We start from the raw sequence: 15592 nt of genomic DNA, 5'->3' as shown, positions 1-15592 counted from the left end.
AAAGGCAGCCACTCACAGCCCAGCCGCTGCTCGACGCTGACCAGACGCCGGTCAAAGGCGATAAGCGACGGCCCGACATCCAGCCAGCGCACGGCAATGTAATCCTCTTCGTTGCTGGCCCGTGCAAGCCGGACCTTTGGTTCCAGCAGCCAGCGGCGCTGCCCTTGTGCTGGCTGCGGATCAGCAAGAAAGTCGTTCACTTTTAAGCGGTACTGCCAGGCGGGCAGATATTCCTGAACCTCGCCGTGATGGGCGAGATCACGGGCCAGCGCTCCCAGCTGAGCGGCAATATAGGGGGTGGAGAACTGGCCGTAGAGGGTATGTCCGCCTTCGTAGTTCTGCCGGCGGTACTCTTCCGGTGTGGTGGTGTAACCAAAGTAGCCGTTGGCATTACTGGCCACCCAGACATACTTAGCGTCCTGTCCGTCAGCCTGCAGTTCCGCCTTAACGGCCGCCGCCATACGGCGCCCGGCTTCGGTGGTGGATTCAAACGGTACAGGGAGGATGACCATGTCATTGATGCGCAGCAACTGGAACATAACGGTATCCGGGAAGCTGTCTTTCGGTTCCAGAATGGGCTGCAGAAAAGAAAAGCCCAGGTGCCGCTTATTACCCTGACAACCATCGGTAAAAAACCACCAGCGCCGCGCCATCACATTGCCGCCATGAAAAAACGGCACCAGTGTCAGCCAGGGGGTACGGCGCTCATAAGCACCGGCGGCCAACGCGTTGCCTACTGCGGCATCATGGCAGATCTCAATATCGCCAATGCGGTTGTGGTCACGGATATTCAGCTCCCGCGCCGCAGCTGTCAGCGTGACCTCGTTACTGAGTTCAGGTTGCAGTGATTCGAACAGGGCAATGGCTTCTTTGCCAATGCCCTGTCCCAGCGTTTTCGCAGCCTTCCAGTTAACGGCAAAGTGACCAAGCCAGTTATCACCATGTTCTTCCAGTGCCGGAGCCATATCCCCCTGAGTACCTGTACTGAGGGCATGAACCACCGGCCAGGGCGTTTGATACTGAGCGGCGATCTGCCATTCCAGATCTTTCTGTGCGTAAGCAAACAGATCGGCGTTATACACCTCCACCGGTGCCGTCAGCGCCGTAGCATGGACGGAAAAACTGGAGAAAGCCGCCAGTGGCAGGTACTCGCCGGAATCCGCCGCCACATCGATGCGCACCATATAAAGCGAAGGATTCACCGTGCGGAATTTTGCCTGCTCATCGTTCAGGTCAATATCACCGGCGTCAGCGTTCAGCACGTAAGAATCCAGCGCCCGGTTGCGGTTATAGCCGTAGATATCTTTTTTGCCGGTGGCGATTTTTGCCGGCCGGCGTTTGCCGTGCGCCTCAATAACTCCCGCTGCAATGCGTGACGCAGCAAATTCCAGAAATTCAGGCTCCAGCCACTGACCGCTGGACGTGTGCTTATTGTAGAAATCGTTGTCGAAGAAATTGACCGGCGCGGAATGGCTGTGGGAAGCGGTAATGGCAATATCCGCCGGGCGCAGCCCAGTCTGTGCAGCAACCCGGCTGGCCACCTCGTGCTGCAGCAACAGCGAAGCGGCGGTCAGATCCGTTTGCACCAGCGCCAGCGACTGGCCTTTGCCATCATTCAGATAGACCACCCGAGCTTTGATGCGGGTACGGAATCCCTGGCCGCGATTGGCCATCACCGAATAACCGCCCATGGGCATGCCCGGTGGCGGCGTAATATCCACAGAAACAGCCCAGGCGGTTGCCTGCTGGCTGTCATTGCTCAACACAGGTGCAAACACCCGGGGCTGTTGCACGACGATATTTTTACTGGTCGCGCACGCGGTCAAAGATGTAAGTAACAGGCCACTGAGCAACAGCAGGGCAACACGCCAGAGACCAGCGCTGATGCAGGAGGAGAGAAGCATGGTGGTACCTTTTCTTATTATTCTGATTTTTATTGTTCTGACTGCAGCAGCCGGTAATCCGGAAACACGGAAACACTCACCCTGTCCGGAAAAGCAGCGGATGAATCACACTTCTTGTACCATGGTTTTATTTGTGTTTCACCTGTCCGCTCAGGACAAATTCAGCAGTACCCTGGCCTGACCGGCAATGCCGTCTGCGCCACCGATATGAATACCTGCCAGAGAATAACTGCCTTGCTGTCAGTCACTGTCCGGCAGACTGCGCTCGCCGCGCACCAGACGTTCTTTCTGAATTTTAGATAATTGTTTAACCCGGTATTCCAGCTTCAGCGCCATGCTTTTATCGCCAACCGGCTGCTGGAAAACCAGCTGCAGCGGCCCGCGTCCACGCAGGGCACGGGCGCATTTTGCCCCGCTGGCACAGTGCTCAGCAAAGCGCCGCTCAGTGTCGGTGGTGATGCCACAATAAAGTGAGCCGGATGCAGTACGGACCAGATACAGGCTCCATTGTGAGAGTGCTTTCGGGCCAGCGGATGATTTTATTTCGGGCACAATCGACCTTGTTGATTGTCAGATGAAGCCGTATGGTACGCTCCCGGCGACAAACTTAAAGAAACAGAATCCGTTGCGTTGTTTTTCGTTAGCCAGTTCCAACGGTTTTATTTGCCGGCAGACGCGTTGCAAAGTCATTATTGAAAGCAGTCAGGCACTCCACATGCACTCAGTATTCCGCGAACCCATAAGCGGCCTCACTCATCTGGCCGGCGCAATTTTCGCCATCGTCGCCCTTTGTATCCTTGCTGCTCAGGCTGCCGTTCACGGCGGTGTGTGGCACATGGTTTCCTTTATGATTTTTGGTGCAACCCTGCTGGCCATGTTTGCCAGCAGCACGGTTTACCACCTGATTCATGCTTCCGATGATGTCATCCGCTGGCTCAAACGCGTGGACCACATGGCCATCTTTCTGCTGATTGCCGGGACTTACACCCCGGTTTGTCTGGTACCGTTAAATGGCCCCACCGGTTGGTGGCTGTTTGGCGTGGTCTGGGCGCTGGCCATTATTGGCGTGGTACTGAAAGTGGTGTGGATCAGTGCACCGCGCTGGTTCTCTACCGTGATTTACATTCTGATGGGCTGGCTGGTTGTGTTTGTCTGGCCGGTGGTCGATCAGATTCCCGCTGATGCTTTGCGCTGGATTGCTTATGGCGGTATCTGTTACACCGTGGGCGCCGTGGTGTACGCCACCAAATGGCCGGACCCCTGGCCGAAATGGTTTGGCTTCCATGAAATCTGGCATTTATTTGTTATTGCCGGTGGCTTCTGTCACTTCTGGGCCATTGCCTATCATCTGGCCGATGTACCGGTAGGCTGAGCAGAGACTTTTGAAAAGCGCACAGTAACGCGTTAGCCTTGCTGTCCGCTTTGACTCTGAACCACTATGAACGATATCAGCGATCCCCTTTTTATCAGCCGCGCCGTGCACATCCCCTTCAGCGAAATCGATATGAGCGCGATCCGGGCTCAGGGCGCCGGTGGCCAGAACGTCAATAAGGTTTCCTCTGCCATCCACCTGCGCTTCGACATCAAAGCCTCATCCCTGCCGGAGTTTTACAAAGAAAAACTGCTGCAGCTGAACGATCAGCGCCTGACCCGCGACGGTGTACTGATTATCAAGGCACAGCAGTTCCGCACCCAGGAGCAGAACCGTCAGGATGCCCTTGAGCGTCTGCAGCAGCTGATTCAGGGCGTAGGCAAGGTGCAGGCCAAACGCATTGCCACCAAGCCCACCCGCTCAGCAAAAAAGAAACGCATGGATCAGAAAACCCAGCGCGGCAGCATCAAAAGTATGCGCGGTAAAGTGCGCGATTTTTAACCGCGACTGTTAAGCCCTCCCCAGCTTTGCTCAGTACGCCTTAACAGCAGGAAAAAAACTGCGCGGATTGTTCGCTCTGTTAGCCCGTCACAACACTTTTACTTCGCAGCTGAGGCGAACTCAGTCACTCTGTATCCAGACATCATGTATGGATATTTGCCATGCCTCACCCTTCCTCCGTCAGTATGGGGTCGCCCGGCGGCAACAGCACCGGCGACGACACTGGCGAAAACAACAGCCTGCACTGGATTCAGCAGCTGCCGGCCGGTAACGACCGGCACTTTGCCAGCGGTGAAATGATCTCGCGCCCTGACAGTGGCAATAATCAGGTGTTTCTGCTTAAGGCAGGCAGTGCCCGTATCTGCCTGTCCGGCGAGCAGAAGGAACTGACACTGGGCTGGCTCAAACCCGGCAGTATTTACGTTACCCACACCCGCGCCTGGGTCGAGGCGCTAAGCCCCTGTGACATCAGCAGCTGGCCTATCGAGCAGCTGCATGAACTGATCAGCTCGCGCCCACAACTGGCGCTGATTGCATTACGCGAAGTCGGCATGATGCTGCACCAGGCCACCAATCTGATTGAAGATCTGGCTTTCCGCCCGGTGGAGTCGCGGCTTGCCCGCTACTTACTGCTGGAACACAGCGACCAGAACGCGGCGGATAATAACGACATCATTCAGCTCACCGGCCACACCGAGTTGCTCGCCAGTTTGCTCGGCACCTCGCGCCAGACGCTGTCGACCCTGCTCAACCGTCTGATCAAAGAACAGGTTCTTGCCCGCCCGGACCGCCTTCATCTGCAACTGCTTAATGTCCCCCACCTGCAACAACTGTCAGCCAGCTGACAGACGCCAGAATCCGCTACCGCTAGAGTGTCGCCCATAAGGAAAATTCAATAACCCGGCACAGCGAATTCCTGCATATAACTAATGCAGACAGACAAGCGTGGAGACGAGTGTGGAGACAAGTTCAGAGAACACCATGAGTACCCAGCCCCAGTCCAAAAGCCAGACGGACCGTTACGTATCCTTCTGCGGTATCGAATGTGACCGCAACGCCAATGAATTTATGCAGAAACTGGAAAATCACATCACTCAGGGACACGGCGACCCGCGCTGGCAGGAATACTTCCGCCAGAAACGTGAGCAACAGGCAAAACTGAATCAGGACAACCTGTATTTTGTCGGCGCACAGATGAACAATCTCTACGCCTATCTGGAAACCCTGGAAGATGACGCCCTGTACAACCTGCTGTGGGATCTTGAGCAGGAATGCTGCTGAGCGCGCAGCCGTTCAGAGCTTAGTGCGGATATTGGCTTTACCGGCCAGATAATTGCGGCGAAACACGGTGAAGTAACGCGCCAGTTCATCGGCTACAGCGTCTTCCCCGGCCAGACGAATCACTTCAATGCCGACTTCCGCAGTACACAGCTGATGCTCATGAAAGGCTTCACGCAACTGATACTGAGAAATGGTTGTCGGCTGAATACCCAATACCGGCAAGTCATTCAGATGGGGGCTGCGGAACATTTTCCGCGCTTCCCGCCAGGTACCGTCGAGCATGACGAATAATGGCTTTTTCTCACCGCTGGCAACTTGCGGTAATTCAGTGGGTGAATGAATGCACGGGCGCTCGTCAGCGTATTCATGTGGGAACACCACAATCGGCTGATACTGCGGGGCTTTTAATAAGGCCAGTAAGGCCGGTTCATGCACCGTACGCTGCCATTGAAAGGCATGATTATCTGCGATGACATCGGCAATCAGACGCCCGGTATTACTCGGCTTGTACACTTCCCCCTGATACATCAGAAACAGAAACGCGAGAGGCAGCTCTTTATTAACCGCCGGACGCTGATCGCAGATACAATGCGCCTGTGCCAGCAGGCAGGTGTCGCAACGTGCAACACGACCACCACGGGCGAGAAATTCACGGGTCGATTTAGCCAGCTGCTCACGGCGCAGACGGGTAACCGAGGTTTCGTCAGCGGACGGCACCGGAGGAACAGGAATGGGGCACATAAAAGAAGTCTGGCGTTAACTGGCTTGAGAAATAACAAAGGCTGTATGAAAACGCCGCCAGTGTAGCCCGCCACTGTAAGCCGATCAATTTGCCAATTGTATCAGCGCCGTTTACGTCGCTGACGGATCGCCCAGGTCAGCGTGCCACTGAATGCCAGAAACAACATCAGCACCGCACTGGCATCCACCACCCAGATTCCCCACTGACCAAACAAACGCCCGCTGTGTAAATCCAGCAGCACCCGCTCCAGTGATAAGCCCGGCAACGGCATAGCCGCATTCACCTGGTTAAGCAGTATATCCGGTAAGACTACTGACTCTGACCACTGCACCCGCTCACTGGCATCATCAACATTCAATGGCTGCCACTGCCAGCTGTTTTCATCCAGATACCAGGCCGAGGTTTCGGAACGCAGAGCAACAGAGCTGCCGCCGTTTTCGCCGGTGAGTTGACCGGCAACCATCGCCTGAGGCGGTAACTCCGTGATTTTTTCCACCAGCTGACCATCGCTCAGGTACAGATTCAGGCCGTGGTCACAGAGCACGAAAAATCCCATTTGCCACAACGCTGCACTGAAGGCAGTTTTGCGGCATTGCAGTAATGCACTCTCCTGCAGACCCGTGCGGCGCGCCTCTGAAGTGAGATAAATATCGTCGCCAACCTGGACCAGCCAGTCATTATTGACACGGACACCCTGCTGAATCCGCTGTGGCGGTATACCGTAAAGCCAGCCAATAAACGGCGAATACACTGGCTCAGAATGCCAGTCAAAATCCTCACTGTGATTAATCAATAAACCGGTGACGGCTACCATCACCAGAACCGGAGCGACCAGCAGCCCGGCGCGGCGATGCCATTTAATCCAGCCAGCCAAACGTGAAAAGGCACTGATCAACGGCGACATAATTCAGCAACTCCCGTTATTCGTGGGCAAGATTTTTGGTGGCAGACGTATTCACCTGACGGTTCAGATACAGTGCCCAGCGCGACACCGCCCGTACGGCATTCACCGACAGAGTTGCACCGGTAATACCGTCAATGTTGTCGCTCAGATGGTTATCATCCTGCAGTGACAGACCGCGGAACTGGTCAGTAAAAAACGGATATTTAATTTCCCAGCCACGGGATTCATTAAACGCCAGTACGGACACCTGACGGATCTGATGCCCATCAATGATCACACCAATAGTAATCGGTTTTTCTTTGCCAATTTCATCCATAACCCAGGCAGTGGTTTTGCCCTGTATACGGTAACGCACACGCAAACCGGCATAGGGATGGGCAAAGATTTTTTCCGCCTCGGCCTTATCTTCTTTTTTCAGCCACAGCGTTTTAATTTCCGCGTTATCCACAGCCTCTGCAGAAAATGCCTGAGCATAAAAATCCGCCGGGCTCAGATATTCTTCGGCCTGTGCTATGCCGGCAGAAAACGCGATGCCGGCAGAAAACGCGATGCCGGCAGAAAACGCGGTCAGCAAAAATAGAAACGGCTTAATCACAGAGACCATCATCCGGCAGCAGACTTTCGTAACGGGCATCGGTTAACGAGCGCAGGAAACAGATCAGGTCACCCACTTCTTCATCATTTAACGAATCACCATCGCTGAGTTCAGTCAGACTGACGGTAGCGGCTACTTCCGGATCAGCCCAGGGCAGACCGGTTTCCGGGTTGGTCTGACGCTCTGAACCGGTCAGATAGTGATCGTAAAAATGAATCACAGTTTCGAGATCGCGGAATACGCCGTTGTGCATATAAGGCGCGGTAACCGCGACATTGCGCAACGTCGGTACTTTGAATTTGCCTTTGTGAATATCGGCGCTGACCGCTTCGTTATTATTCTGCAAACCAGTATCGATAAATTCTGCATCCGAGCCATTAGCGGCCCGCACTGCAGAATTAACCGGCACACCGATATTGTGATATTCGTAACCACTGAAGGTTTCTGTACTGCTGCCCTGCGCATTCAACTGGTGACAGGTGGCGCAGTTGGTAAACTGCACCGAAAAGAACAATACCCGCCCGGCACCAGCACGGGAAAACAGATATTCGGCACTGGCGACGTTATCGCCACTGTCCTGTGCCTGTAAAAAACGATCATAGGCAGAATCAAAGGTTGCCAGTTCATCCGTGCGTTCAAACGCCGCAATGGCTCTGGTCATGGCCGTGTAAGCAGCATCGGTATCGGCAAAAATATCGGCGCCATAAAAGGATTCAAACGCCGTGCTGTAATTGGCATCAGCGCGCAGACGATCAACCACCGCTGCTTTATCGGCCATGCCCATTTCAACTGGATTTAATGGCGGCCCACCCGCCTGATCTGCCAGCGTTGCCGCCCGGCCATCATGAAACTGACCGCCAACAGGTCCGCTGTAATCCGGCTGTTCACTGTTAAAACGCTGGCGTGTGGTATCAGCATTAAACTGCGGACTGAACATGGCATACGTTGCCGTCGGTGCATTACGGTCCCCCAATGACACACCGTCATCCCCCAGAGACACTGCACGCACATGACCATCGGCACCGGTTCGTGCATCACTGAAGGCATGATCCGGATCGTGGCAGGTGGCACAGGACTGGGTGCGGTTAGCCGACAGATTGGCATCATTGAACAGCGCTTTACCCAGCTCCGTCTGGGAACTGAACACAGGTTCGGCAGATGATGCTGACCCGCCGGAAGAACCTCCGCCGCAGGCCGTTAACAACAGCGCCACGGCCGTCAGCAGCGCAGTTTTATTCGCATAATATTTCTTCACAGCTCATCCCTCTCAGCAAACTCTCATTCTCTTTGCCCGATCTTTATCGATATTTTTATTAATTATTTGAGAATCTAGTTATTGTTGATAATCGTTCGTAACACGAATATTATCCGCAAACGAACTAGGGGTATAGCTCCCCAGATCAATTTTTTATCGCTACGGATGCACGCTCACCCGAACAACAACGAAAAACTGGTATCTGACAAGGAGATTCCGATGAAACTGACGCACCTGGCTACGGCCGTTTTTACTGCAACCCTCCTGACTGCCTGTGGTGGTGGCGGCGGTGGTTCATCCTCGTCTTCTGACGATACCGGCAGCGGCAGCCATCAGATCAATGTCGAAAATGTCGGCAAAATTCTGCAAAGCAATGCCACCATCGCTTACCGCGCTTACGCCGATGCCGTTGATGCCGCTCAGGCGCTGAAAACAGCTCTTACTGCCCTGCGCACAGATCCTTCACAAGCCAATCTGGAAGCTGCCCGCAAAGCCTGGCTGGTCGCCCGCGAACCTTATGGTCAGACCGAGGTGTATCGTTTCCGCGCTACCCCGGTGGATTCCACGACCTATCCGGATGACAACGAAGAAGGTCCGGAAGGCGCGATTAACGCCTGGCCTCTGGGCGAAGCTCTGATTGACTACGTTACTGTCGATACCAGTGCTTACGGTGATTTTGGCGACGATCAGGTCGGTGCATTTACCACCATCGACGGCATAGGTGAAGCCGACGCACAATCCGGCACCAATGAAATTACCGCGGCTTACGCCGATGCCAATCCGTCCGATAACATCATCGGTGACACCAGTATCGAAATTAATACCGCCTTACTGGAAGACAATTCCGAAGCCGGTGACGGCCACGATGTTATTTCCGGCTACCACGCCATCGAATTTATGCTGTGGGGGCAGGACCTGAATGATTCCGCTGCTATTACTGACGGCACCGACCGTGACGAAGCGGTAAAAACCGAAGCGGTTAAAGATTCTGCATCACCGGAAAATGCTTTTGCCTCCGGCGGTCAGCGCCCTGTTAGTGATTTCCAGCCTGGATACGACGGCAGCTCCGTTGTATTTGACAACACAGAGGCCTCTAACCGCCGTCATAAATTCCTCGAAGTTGTGGTCGACAAACTGATTGCCGATCTCACTACAGTCCGTGATGCCTGGGACCCGGCTGGCGACGGTAATTTTTACGATACCTTTACCACAGTGGCAGACGAAGCCGATGCCAAAACCAAACTGGCAGAAATTCTGACCGGTATGGGCACTCTGGCTCAGGGCGAGCTGGCCGGTGAACGTATGCTGATTGCTCTGCTGGCTAATTCGCAGGAAGACGAGCACTCCTGTTTCTCCGATAACACCCACCGTGATATCTGGCTGAACGCCGAAGGTATTTCCAACAGCTACTACGGCGATTACGCCGGTTACGACAGTACGCTGGATGGACTCGTAGGTTCCGGCGATGAAACCGGCCGCGCCTATGAAGGCTACGGTATCGATGATTATCTGAACGACGCAGGCCTGAGCGATATTAAAGCCGAAGTCGAAGCAACCCTGACCGAAACAGCAAGCCGCTATCAGGCTATTGACGCCAAAGCGCGTAACGGTGAACCGTTCGATGTACTGATAATGGACAGCAGCAACAGCGAAGTGCAGAACACCATTCTGGCCCTGTACTCCGAAAGTGAAGCGCTGGAAGATCTGGCGGATGCTCTTGCTATCACCTCAGACATTACTCAGGACGACGCAACCGGCTGTGATGTTTCATCACTGAGCTGCGAATAAACCGGGAGGCGAATGGCTGCCATGTTTTACGGTTATTTATCTGATTATTTATCCGGTACGCAGCTGAACCTATTCGCCCGCGTTACAGCGCTGAGCAGTATACTGCTGCTCAGCGCCTGTTCTGCAGAGAGTCATGATGACAACAATAAGGTTGCAAACAACCATGCTGAAAACAGCAATAACACAGAGCTCAGTTCAGCAGAAATTAAAAGCCCGCCGGTCAGTGCATCAGAACTGAAACCCGGTGGCGATACCACCACATCTATTCAACCTTTTCCGGCTTTTGATAAGGTGGCAGAAAACCTGCCGGACGATTTAAAAGCTGATTTTTTTGCTGGTAAAGCCCTGGCTGAACAGCCCTGGGTTAAAGCACCGACAATTACCACGGCACGCGATGGTTTAGGCCCTTTATACAATGCCCGCGCCTGTCTCGCCTGCCACATTCGTGGCGGTAAAGGACGCCTGCCGGACGACAGCAATTCGGCTGTTTTTAATGCTTTTCTGCGTCTGAGCATCCCGGCAGAAAGCCCTGATGATATTGATCCGCGCATTGGCGTTATTCCAGAGCCGGTTTACGGTGAACAATTACAGGGGCAGTCCATTGCGCTGCACCACCAGTTACGCGCCTCAGACCCACAACAGATTCATGCCAAAGGCGATGTCTCTCCAGAAGCCTACGTTTATATCAACTGGCACAGTAAAACCATCACCTACGCGGATGGCAGCCAGACGGAAATCCGCTGGCCCGAAGCCGATATCCGCTATTTAAGTTACGGGCCACTGCACGAAAACACGCAGATCAGTCTGCGCAATGCCCCGGCAATTCACGGCATGGGATTAATCGAAGCAATTCCACAGCAGGCTATTGACCGCCTGGCAGACCCTGACGACAGCAATCAGGACGGTATTTCCGGGCGCGTCAATAGAGTCTGGGATGCGGTGAGCGGGAAGACTGTTCCCGGCCGTTTTGGTTTAAAAGCCAATCGTCCGAATATGGACATGGTCGTAGCGTCTGCGTTTGCCAACGACATCGGCATCAGTAACCCACTGTTTCCATCGCAGCCCTGCACTGCCGCTCAAGCGGTATGCAATCAGCAGATTCATGGTACCAGTAATAACGAATTTGAATTACCCGCTGAGCTGTTAGCTCTGGTGACAGAATTCAGCCGTAATCTTGCAGTACCGGAACGACGCGATGCCAATGATCCTGAAGTATTAAACGGCCGTGACCTTTTTTATCAGAGCGGCTGCCACCTGTGTCATCAGCCATCCTTCATAACCCGTGACAGTACAGCCGGAACAAGCCAGAACAATACTCATCTGCTGAATCAGACTATCTGGCCTTACAGCGACTTTTTATTACACGACATGGGCGACGGTCTGGCGGATAAGCGCCCGGATTTTCTTGCCACTGGCAACGAATGGCGCACACCTCCCTTGTGGGGAACCGGCCTTTCTCAGCGGGTGAACGGCAGTAACAGCTTCCTGCATGACGGTCGTGCGCGCAGCGTTGAAGAAGCGATTCTCTGGCACGGTGGTGAAGCCAGCGGCGCGCTGCAGAATTTTTTGCAGATGGATAAAAGCAGCCGTATGGCGCTTATCCGCTTTGTTGAATCTTTATAAAAATCTCCAGCAAAAACAGCACAAAACAGGTTATGGAGGCAATGATGAAATCGCAAAAGACCAATCCGGGTTCAGGTCAAAACAGGATGAGCCGCCGTTCTTTTACCGGCTCGCTGTTCAGTGCGGCCATAGCACCGGTCATTGCCGGCACACCTTTGGTACATGGGCTTACTGCCGGGTCAAAAGAGAACAACGCCGGACATGAACTCTGGGTATCAGCTCAGGGAGGCGATGCAGAGCATTACGCAATGAGCTGGATCAGCGCTGCTGATGCTCAGACAACCTCTGCGCAGCCAACGAGTGTTTTATCCGGGTTTCGTGGCCACGGCGCGGCACACCATCCGCAACAGGCCAATATCATGCTGATGTTTTCCCGCAGCCCGGGAACTGAAGGCATCGTGGTCGATATCAGCAGCGGCAATATTATCCAGCGATTTTCCTCCCCTGCCGGACATCATATGCACGGGCATGGCTGCTTCAGTACTGATGGCAGTGTGCTGTTTACCACCGAATCAGATTACCGCAGTGGCGAAGGAAAACTGATACTGCGCGACACTCGCAACTATAAAATCATTGCTGAATTTTTAACACACGGCATCGGTCCGCACGATGTGCATTTAATGCCGGATGCAAAAACGCTGGTTGTGGCCAATGGTGGTTTGCGCACCCATCCTGACAGTGGCCGCACAATTCTGAATCTCGACAGCATGCAGTCTTCACTGGTGTATATCGACAGCACCAGCGGCAGATTACTGAGTCAGCACACGCTCAACGAAAGCAAAGCCAGCATCCGCCATCTTGATGTAGCCGATGATGGTACCGTGGCCATTGCCACCCAGGTACAGCGTCCGGCCATGTCAGATAATCATCTGGTTTTTCTTGCCGCGCTTCATAAACCCGGAGAACCCTCGTTGCAGCTGCTGCAGGCGCCGGATGCCCTGATCAGTCACTTTAATGATTATATGGGCAGCGTGGTTATCAATAATAAAGAACGTATCGCCGGCTTCACCAGCCCACGGGGTGATATCGCCGGATTCTGGCATATCGACAGCGGCGAGCTGGTTGGATACCACAGTTTTCACGATGTCTGCGGTCTGACCAAAACCCGCGATGAGCAATATTTCGTGCTGTCTAATTCCGCTGGCGAAATACGCCAGTTATCTGCAATCAGTCTGCGTGAAAATAAATCCCTGCGAAAAAATTACGACAATATGCGCTGGGATAACCATATGTTTTCAATAACAACTCAGGCAACCGGATTGTTCATCAGTTAACCCTTACTGACCGTGATTCTTATGAAAAAAAATTACCTTAAATCATCCGCAGTAACTCTTAGCTCCATACTGATACCCATGCTGATATCAGCCTGTGGTGGCGAGCGGCAGAATGACGCCGTAGCCGTCAGTGAAGGTTCACTGACACTGGCGCTCGGAGAGATTACCACTCAAACCATAGTGCCTGCGGTGGATGACTTTTATGCTCAGACACAGACTCTGACCAGCCGTGCTGAGAGTTTATGCAGTGATATTAACAGTGCAAATCTGCTTGCTTTACAGAATCAGTGGCGCACCACACACAGCAGCTGGGGTAGTTTGTCTCCCTTCCGTTTTGGCCCTTTAACCGACAACCTGATCACACCAGCCTACCTGTTTATTGATTCATACCGTCTGCGCGGTGATGAATACACGGCAACGGTGCGCGAAGCACTGACCACCGCTATCACTGGCAGCAGCACGCTGAATACTGATTATTTTACTGCGCTGGCATTTAACCGCACCGGTCTGCTGGCTATTGAAGTTGCGGCCTTTTCGACCCTGGATGGCAGCAGTCAGACGCCGGCAGATGTTATTGCCGAATTATCTTCCACGCCACGCAAATGCGACGCCATTGTCGGTTTAAGCGGTGCGCTGCAACAACGTGCTCAGCATGTCTACGACGGCTGGCACACAGAGTATCTCGAGTCCGGAATATCCTTTACTGAAATGTTAACCAGCAACGCACTGGAAGACGGTACCGATGCCATGACGGCCATCATTACTTCTGCACAGGAATATCTGGATTACATGAGCAACCGCGACACCGTCAGTAATGTTGCGCAACTGGCCGACAACAGCTGGGCTTACGCTCAGGCCGGTATCGATACCATCAATCTGTTACTCGCCGGCAATGACAATACCAGCGTCTCCCTTTACAGCCTGATGCGAGCATCCGGTAACAGCCTCAACGCTGATGCTGTGGAAGTTAATATCGCTGCCGCCGAAGAGGCCATTGCCGATCAGGACGCCACCTCATTTAACGCTATCGCTGCGTTACTGGACGGCAATTTTAAACGTGAAATTCCCGACAGCCTGGACGTCAGTCTGGGTATTAATTTTTCCGATGGCGACTGATAGCAGCAGCCACAACCAACAAAGATAATGACGACAGGACTACATTATGAATAAAAAAACACCTCTGCTGCTCAGTGTGATTCTTGCCAATGCAGCTTACGCCGCCGACGATCAGGTCAGTGTTGAACAACTGCAGCAACAGATTCAGGAACTCAACAGCCGCCTGGAAATACTTGCTGATGCGGTAGAAGAAAAAGGCCAGAGTGAAGCGACCAGCAAAGTACACTTCGGTGGTTACGGTGAACTGAACTACAACCATCTGGACGTTGATGGTGAAGATCAGCGCAATCTCGATTTCCGTCGCTGGGTATTATTTGTTGGTTACGAGTTCAGCGACCGTATCCGCCTGCACTCTGAATTTGAAGTGGAACACACAGTCGTCCCCGGTTCGGATGGTGACGGCGCCGTTGAGCTGGAACAGGCCTATATTGAAATGGATCTGAACGATAACAGCCAGTTAAAAACAGGTATCGTGCTGACGCCGGTGGGCCTGATTAATGAAACCCATGAGCCGGTATACTACTACGGCACAGAACGCCCGGTGATTGAAACCACGGTTATCCCCACCACCTGGTATGTGGGCGGCGTTATGTTCAGTCAGAACTTCGCCTCCGGTATCAGCTATGATCTGCTGTTGTCAGAAGGCCTGAAAACCGAAGATCCGACCACCAGCGCTGACGCAGAACCTTTTAATATCAAAGCCGGTAAACAGAAAACATCCAATGCCGATGTCTTCGATCTGGCTACCACAGCGCGTATTAAATACACCGGCGTTCCCGGTCTGGAGCTGGCAGCCTATGCTCAGTATCAGCCGGATCTGGATCAGAGCGCCGAAACCTCTTACGCCGAATCCGCCACCCTGCTCGGTGGTCATTTTGTTTATGCCGTCGCTGACGTAACCGTTAAAGGTCTGTATGCGCGCTGGGACCTCGAAGGCGATGACGCCAAAGACGCCGGTAAAGATGTACAGGACGGCGGCTATCTGGAAGTCTCGTGGAAAGCCATGGATCAGCTCGGTGTTTTCGTGCGCCAGAGCAACTGGTCGCTGGAAAAAGATGTGGATGCAGCACAGACGGATTTTGGCCTGAGCTACTTTGTACATCCTGATGTGGTGTTCAAAGCAGACTACCAGCTGCAGAATGATGATGCCGGTAATGCTGATGGCTTTAATCTGGGCATGGGTTATCAGTTCTGATTCGCAGGCAGCGATGACTGAACAGGTATCAATGACTGAAAA

Annotated in this window: 15 protein-coding genes; 9 read left to right on the top strand and 6 right to left on the bottom strand. The window is 53.4% G+C overall.

Translation table 11 applies throughout. From position 1 onward, the window contains the following. A partial coding sequence (locus B2Z72_RS13590) for a neutral/alkaline non-lysosomal ceramidase N-terminal domain-containing protein (protein WP_297005047.1) occupies positions 1–1904 on the bottom strand: 1904 nt, incomplete at its 3' end. A gap of 240 nt (positions 1905–2144) precedes the next feature. Next, positions 2145–2456 carry a GIY-YIG nuclease family protein gene (locus B2Z72_RS13585; protein ID WP_296983959.1) on the bottom strand — a complete coding sequence of 104 codons (312 nt, stop codon included), beginning with the start codon at positions 2454–2456 and terminating at the stop codon, positions 2145–2147. Positions 2457–2619: 163 nt separating this feature from the next. Here B2Z72_RS13585 and trhA point away from each other — a divergent pair, with 163 nt between their 5' ends. From trhA to cowN, 4 genes are all read left to right on the top strand, one after another. Continuing rightward, positions 2620–3276 carry a PAQR family membrane homeostasis protein TrhA gene (trhA, locus tag B2Z72_RS13580; RefSeq protein WP_296983958.1) on the top strand — a complete coding sequence of 219 codons (657 nt, stop codon included), beginning with the start codon at positions 2620–2622 and terminating at the stop codon, positions 3274–3276. Between the two features lie 66 nt (positions 3277–3342). After that, complete coding sequence (arfB, locus tag B2Z72_RS13575) at positions 3343–3777, top strand: alternative ribosome rescue aminoacyl-tRNA hydrolase ArfB (RefSeq protein ID WP_296983957.1); 435 nt, start codon at positions 3343–3345, stop codon at positions 3775–3777. Between the two features lie 161 nt (positions 3778–3938). Then, positions 3939–4622 (top strand): Crp/Fnr family transcriptional regulator, encoded by a 684-nt coding sequence (locus tag B2Z72_RS13570; protein ID WP_296983955.1) that lies wholly within the window; start codon positions 3939–3941, stop codon positions 4620–4622. A 112-nt stretch (positions 4623–4734) separates the two neighbouring features. After that, complete coding sequence (cowN, locus tag B2Z72_RS13565; RefSeq protein WP_296983953.1) at positions 4735–5058, top strand: N(2)-fixation sustaining protein CowN; 324 nt, start codon at positions 4735–4737, stop codon at positions 5056–5058. A 12-nt stretch (positions 5059–5070) separates the two neighbouring features. Here the strand turns inward: cowN and B2Z72_RS13560 are convergent, their stop codons facing one another. The 4 genes from B2Z72_RS13560 to B2Z72_RS13545 all read right to left on the bottom strand — a co-directional run bounded on the left by B2Z72_RS13560 (position 5071) and on the right by B2Z72_RS13545 (position 8554). Further along, positions 5071–5799 carry a tRNA-uridine aminocarboxypropyltransferase gene (locus B2Z72_RS13560; RefSeq protein WP_297005044.1) on the bottom strand — a complete coding sequence of 243 codons (729 nt, stop codon included), beginning with the start codon at positions 5797–5799 and terminating at the stop codon, positions 5071–5073. Positions 5800–5900: 101 nt separating this feature from the next. Then, complete coding sequence (locus tag B2Z72_RS13555; protein WP_296980793.1) at positions 5901–6704, bottom strand: PepSY domain-containing protein; 804 nt, start codon at positions 6702–6704, stop codon at positions 5901–5903. A gap of 16 nt (positions 6705–6720) precedes the next feature. After that, positions 6721–7299, bottom strand: a complete 579-nt coding sequence (locus tag B2Z72_RS13550; RefSeq protein ID WP_296980795.1) for an FMN-binding protein — start codon at positions 7297–7299, stop codon at positions 6721–6723. Then, positions 7292–8554, bottom strand: a complete 1263-nt coding sequence (locus B2Z72_RS13545) for a cytochrome-c peroxidase (protein ID WP_296980797.1) — start codon at positions 8552–8554, stop codon at positions 7292–7294. Before B2Z72_RS13545 ends, B2Z72_RS13550 begins: the two co-directional genes overlap by 8 nt. A gap of 219 nt (positions 8555–8773) precedes the next feature. Between B2Z72_RS13545 and B2Z72_RS13540 the strand changes: the two genes are divergently transcribed. The 5 genes from B2Z72_RS13540 (at position 8774) to B2Z72_RS13520 (ending at position 15550) form a co-directional block, all read left to right on the top strand. After that, positions 8774–10342, top strand: coding sequence for an imelysin family protein (locus B2Z72_RS13540; RefSeq protein WP_297005040.1), 1569 nt, complete (start codon positions 8774–8776; stop codon positions 10340–10342). A 12-nt stretch (positions 10343–10354) separates the two neighbouring features. Then, positions 10355–11965 (top strand): di-heme oxidoredictase family protein, encoded by a 1611-nt coding sequence (locus tag B2Z72_RS13535; RefSeq protein ID WP_296980803.1) that lies wholly within the window; start codon positions 10355–10357, stop codon positions 11963–11965. Positions 11966–12051: 86 nt separating this feature from the next. Beyond that, on the top strand, positions 12052–13239 hold the full coding sequence (locus B2Z72_RS13530) for a DUF1513 domain-containing protein (protein ID WP_296980804.1): 1188 nt from the start codon (positions 12052–12054) through the stop codon (positions 13237–13239). Between the two features lie 78 nt (positions 13240–13317). Continuing rightward, positions 13318–14355 carry an imelysin family protein gene (locus B2Z72_RS13525; protein ID WP_296980806.1) on the top strand — a complete coding sequence of 346 codons (1038 nt, stop codon included), beginning with the start codon at positions 13318–13320 and terminating at the stop codon, positions 14353–14355. Between the two features lie 46 nt (positions 14356–14401). Further along, positions 14402–15550, top strand: coding sequence for a porin (locus B2Z72_RS13520; RefSeq protein ID WP_296980808.1), 1149 nt, complete (start codon positions 14402–14404; stop codon positions 15548–15550). The last annotated feature ends 42 nt before the right edge of the window (positions 15551–15592 follow it).

It is taken from the genome of Thalassolituus sp. UBA6592, from assembly GCF_002433655.1.
Classification (GTDB): Bacteria; Pseudomonadota; Gammaproteobacteria; order Pseudomonadales; family Oceanobacteraceae; genus Venatoribacter.
This window is presented reverse-complemented; position numbering and strand designations above follow the sequence as displayed.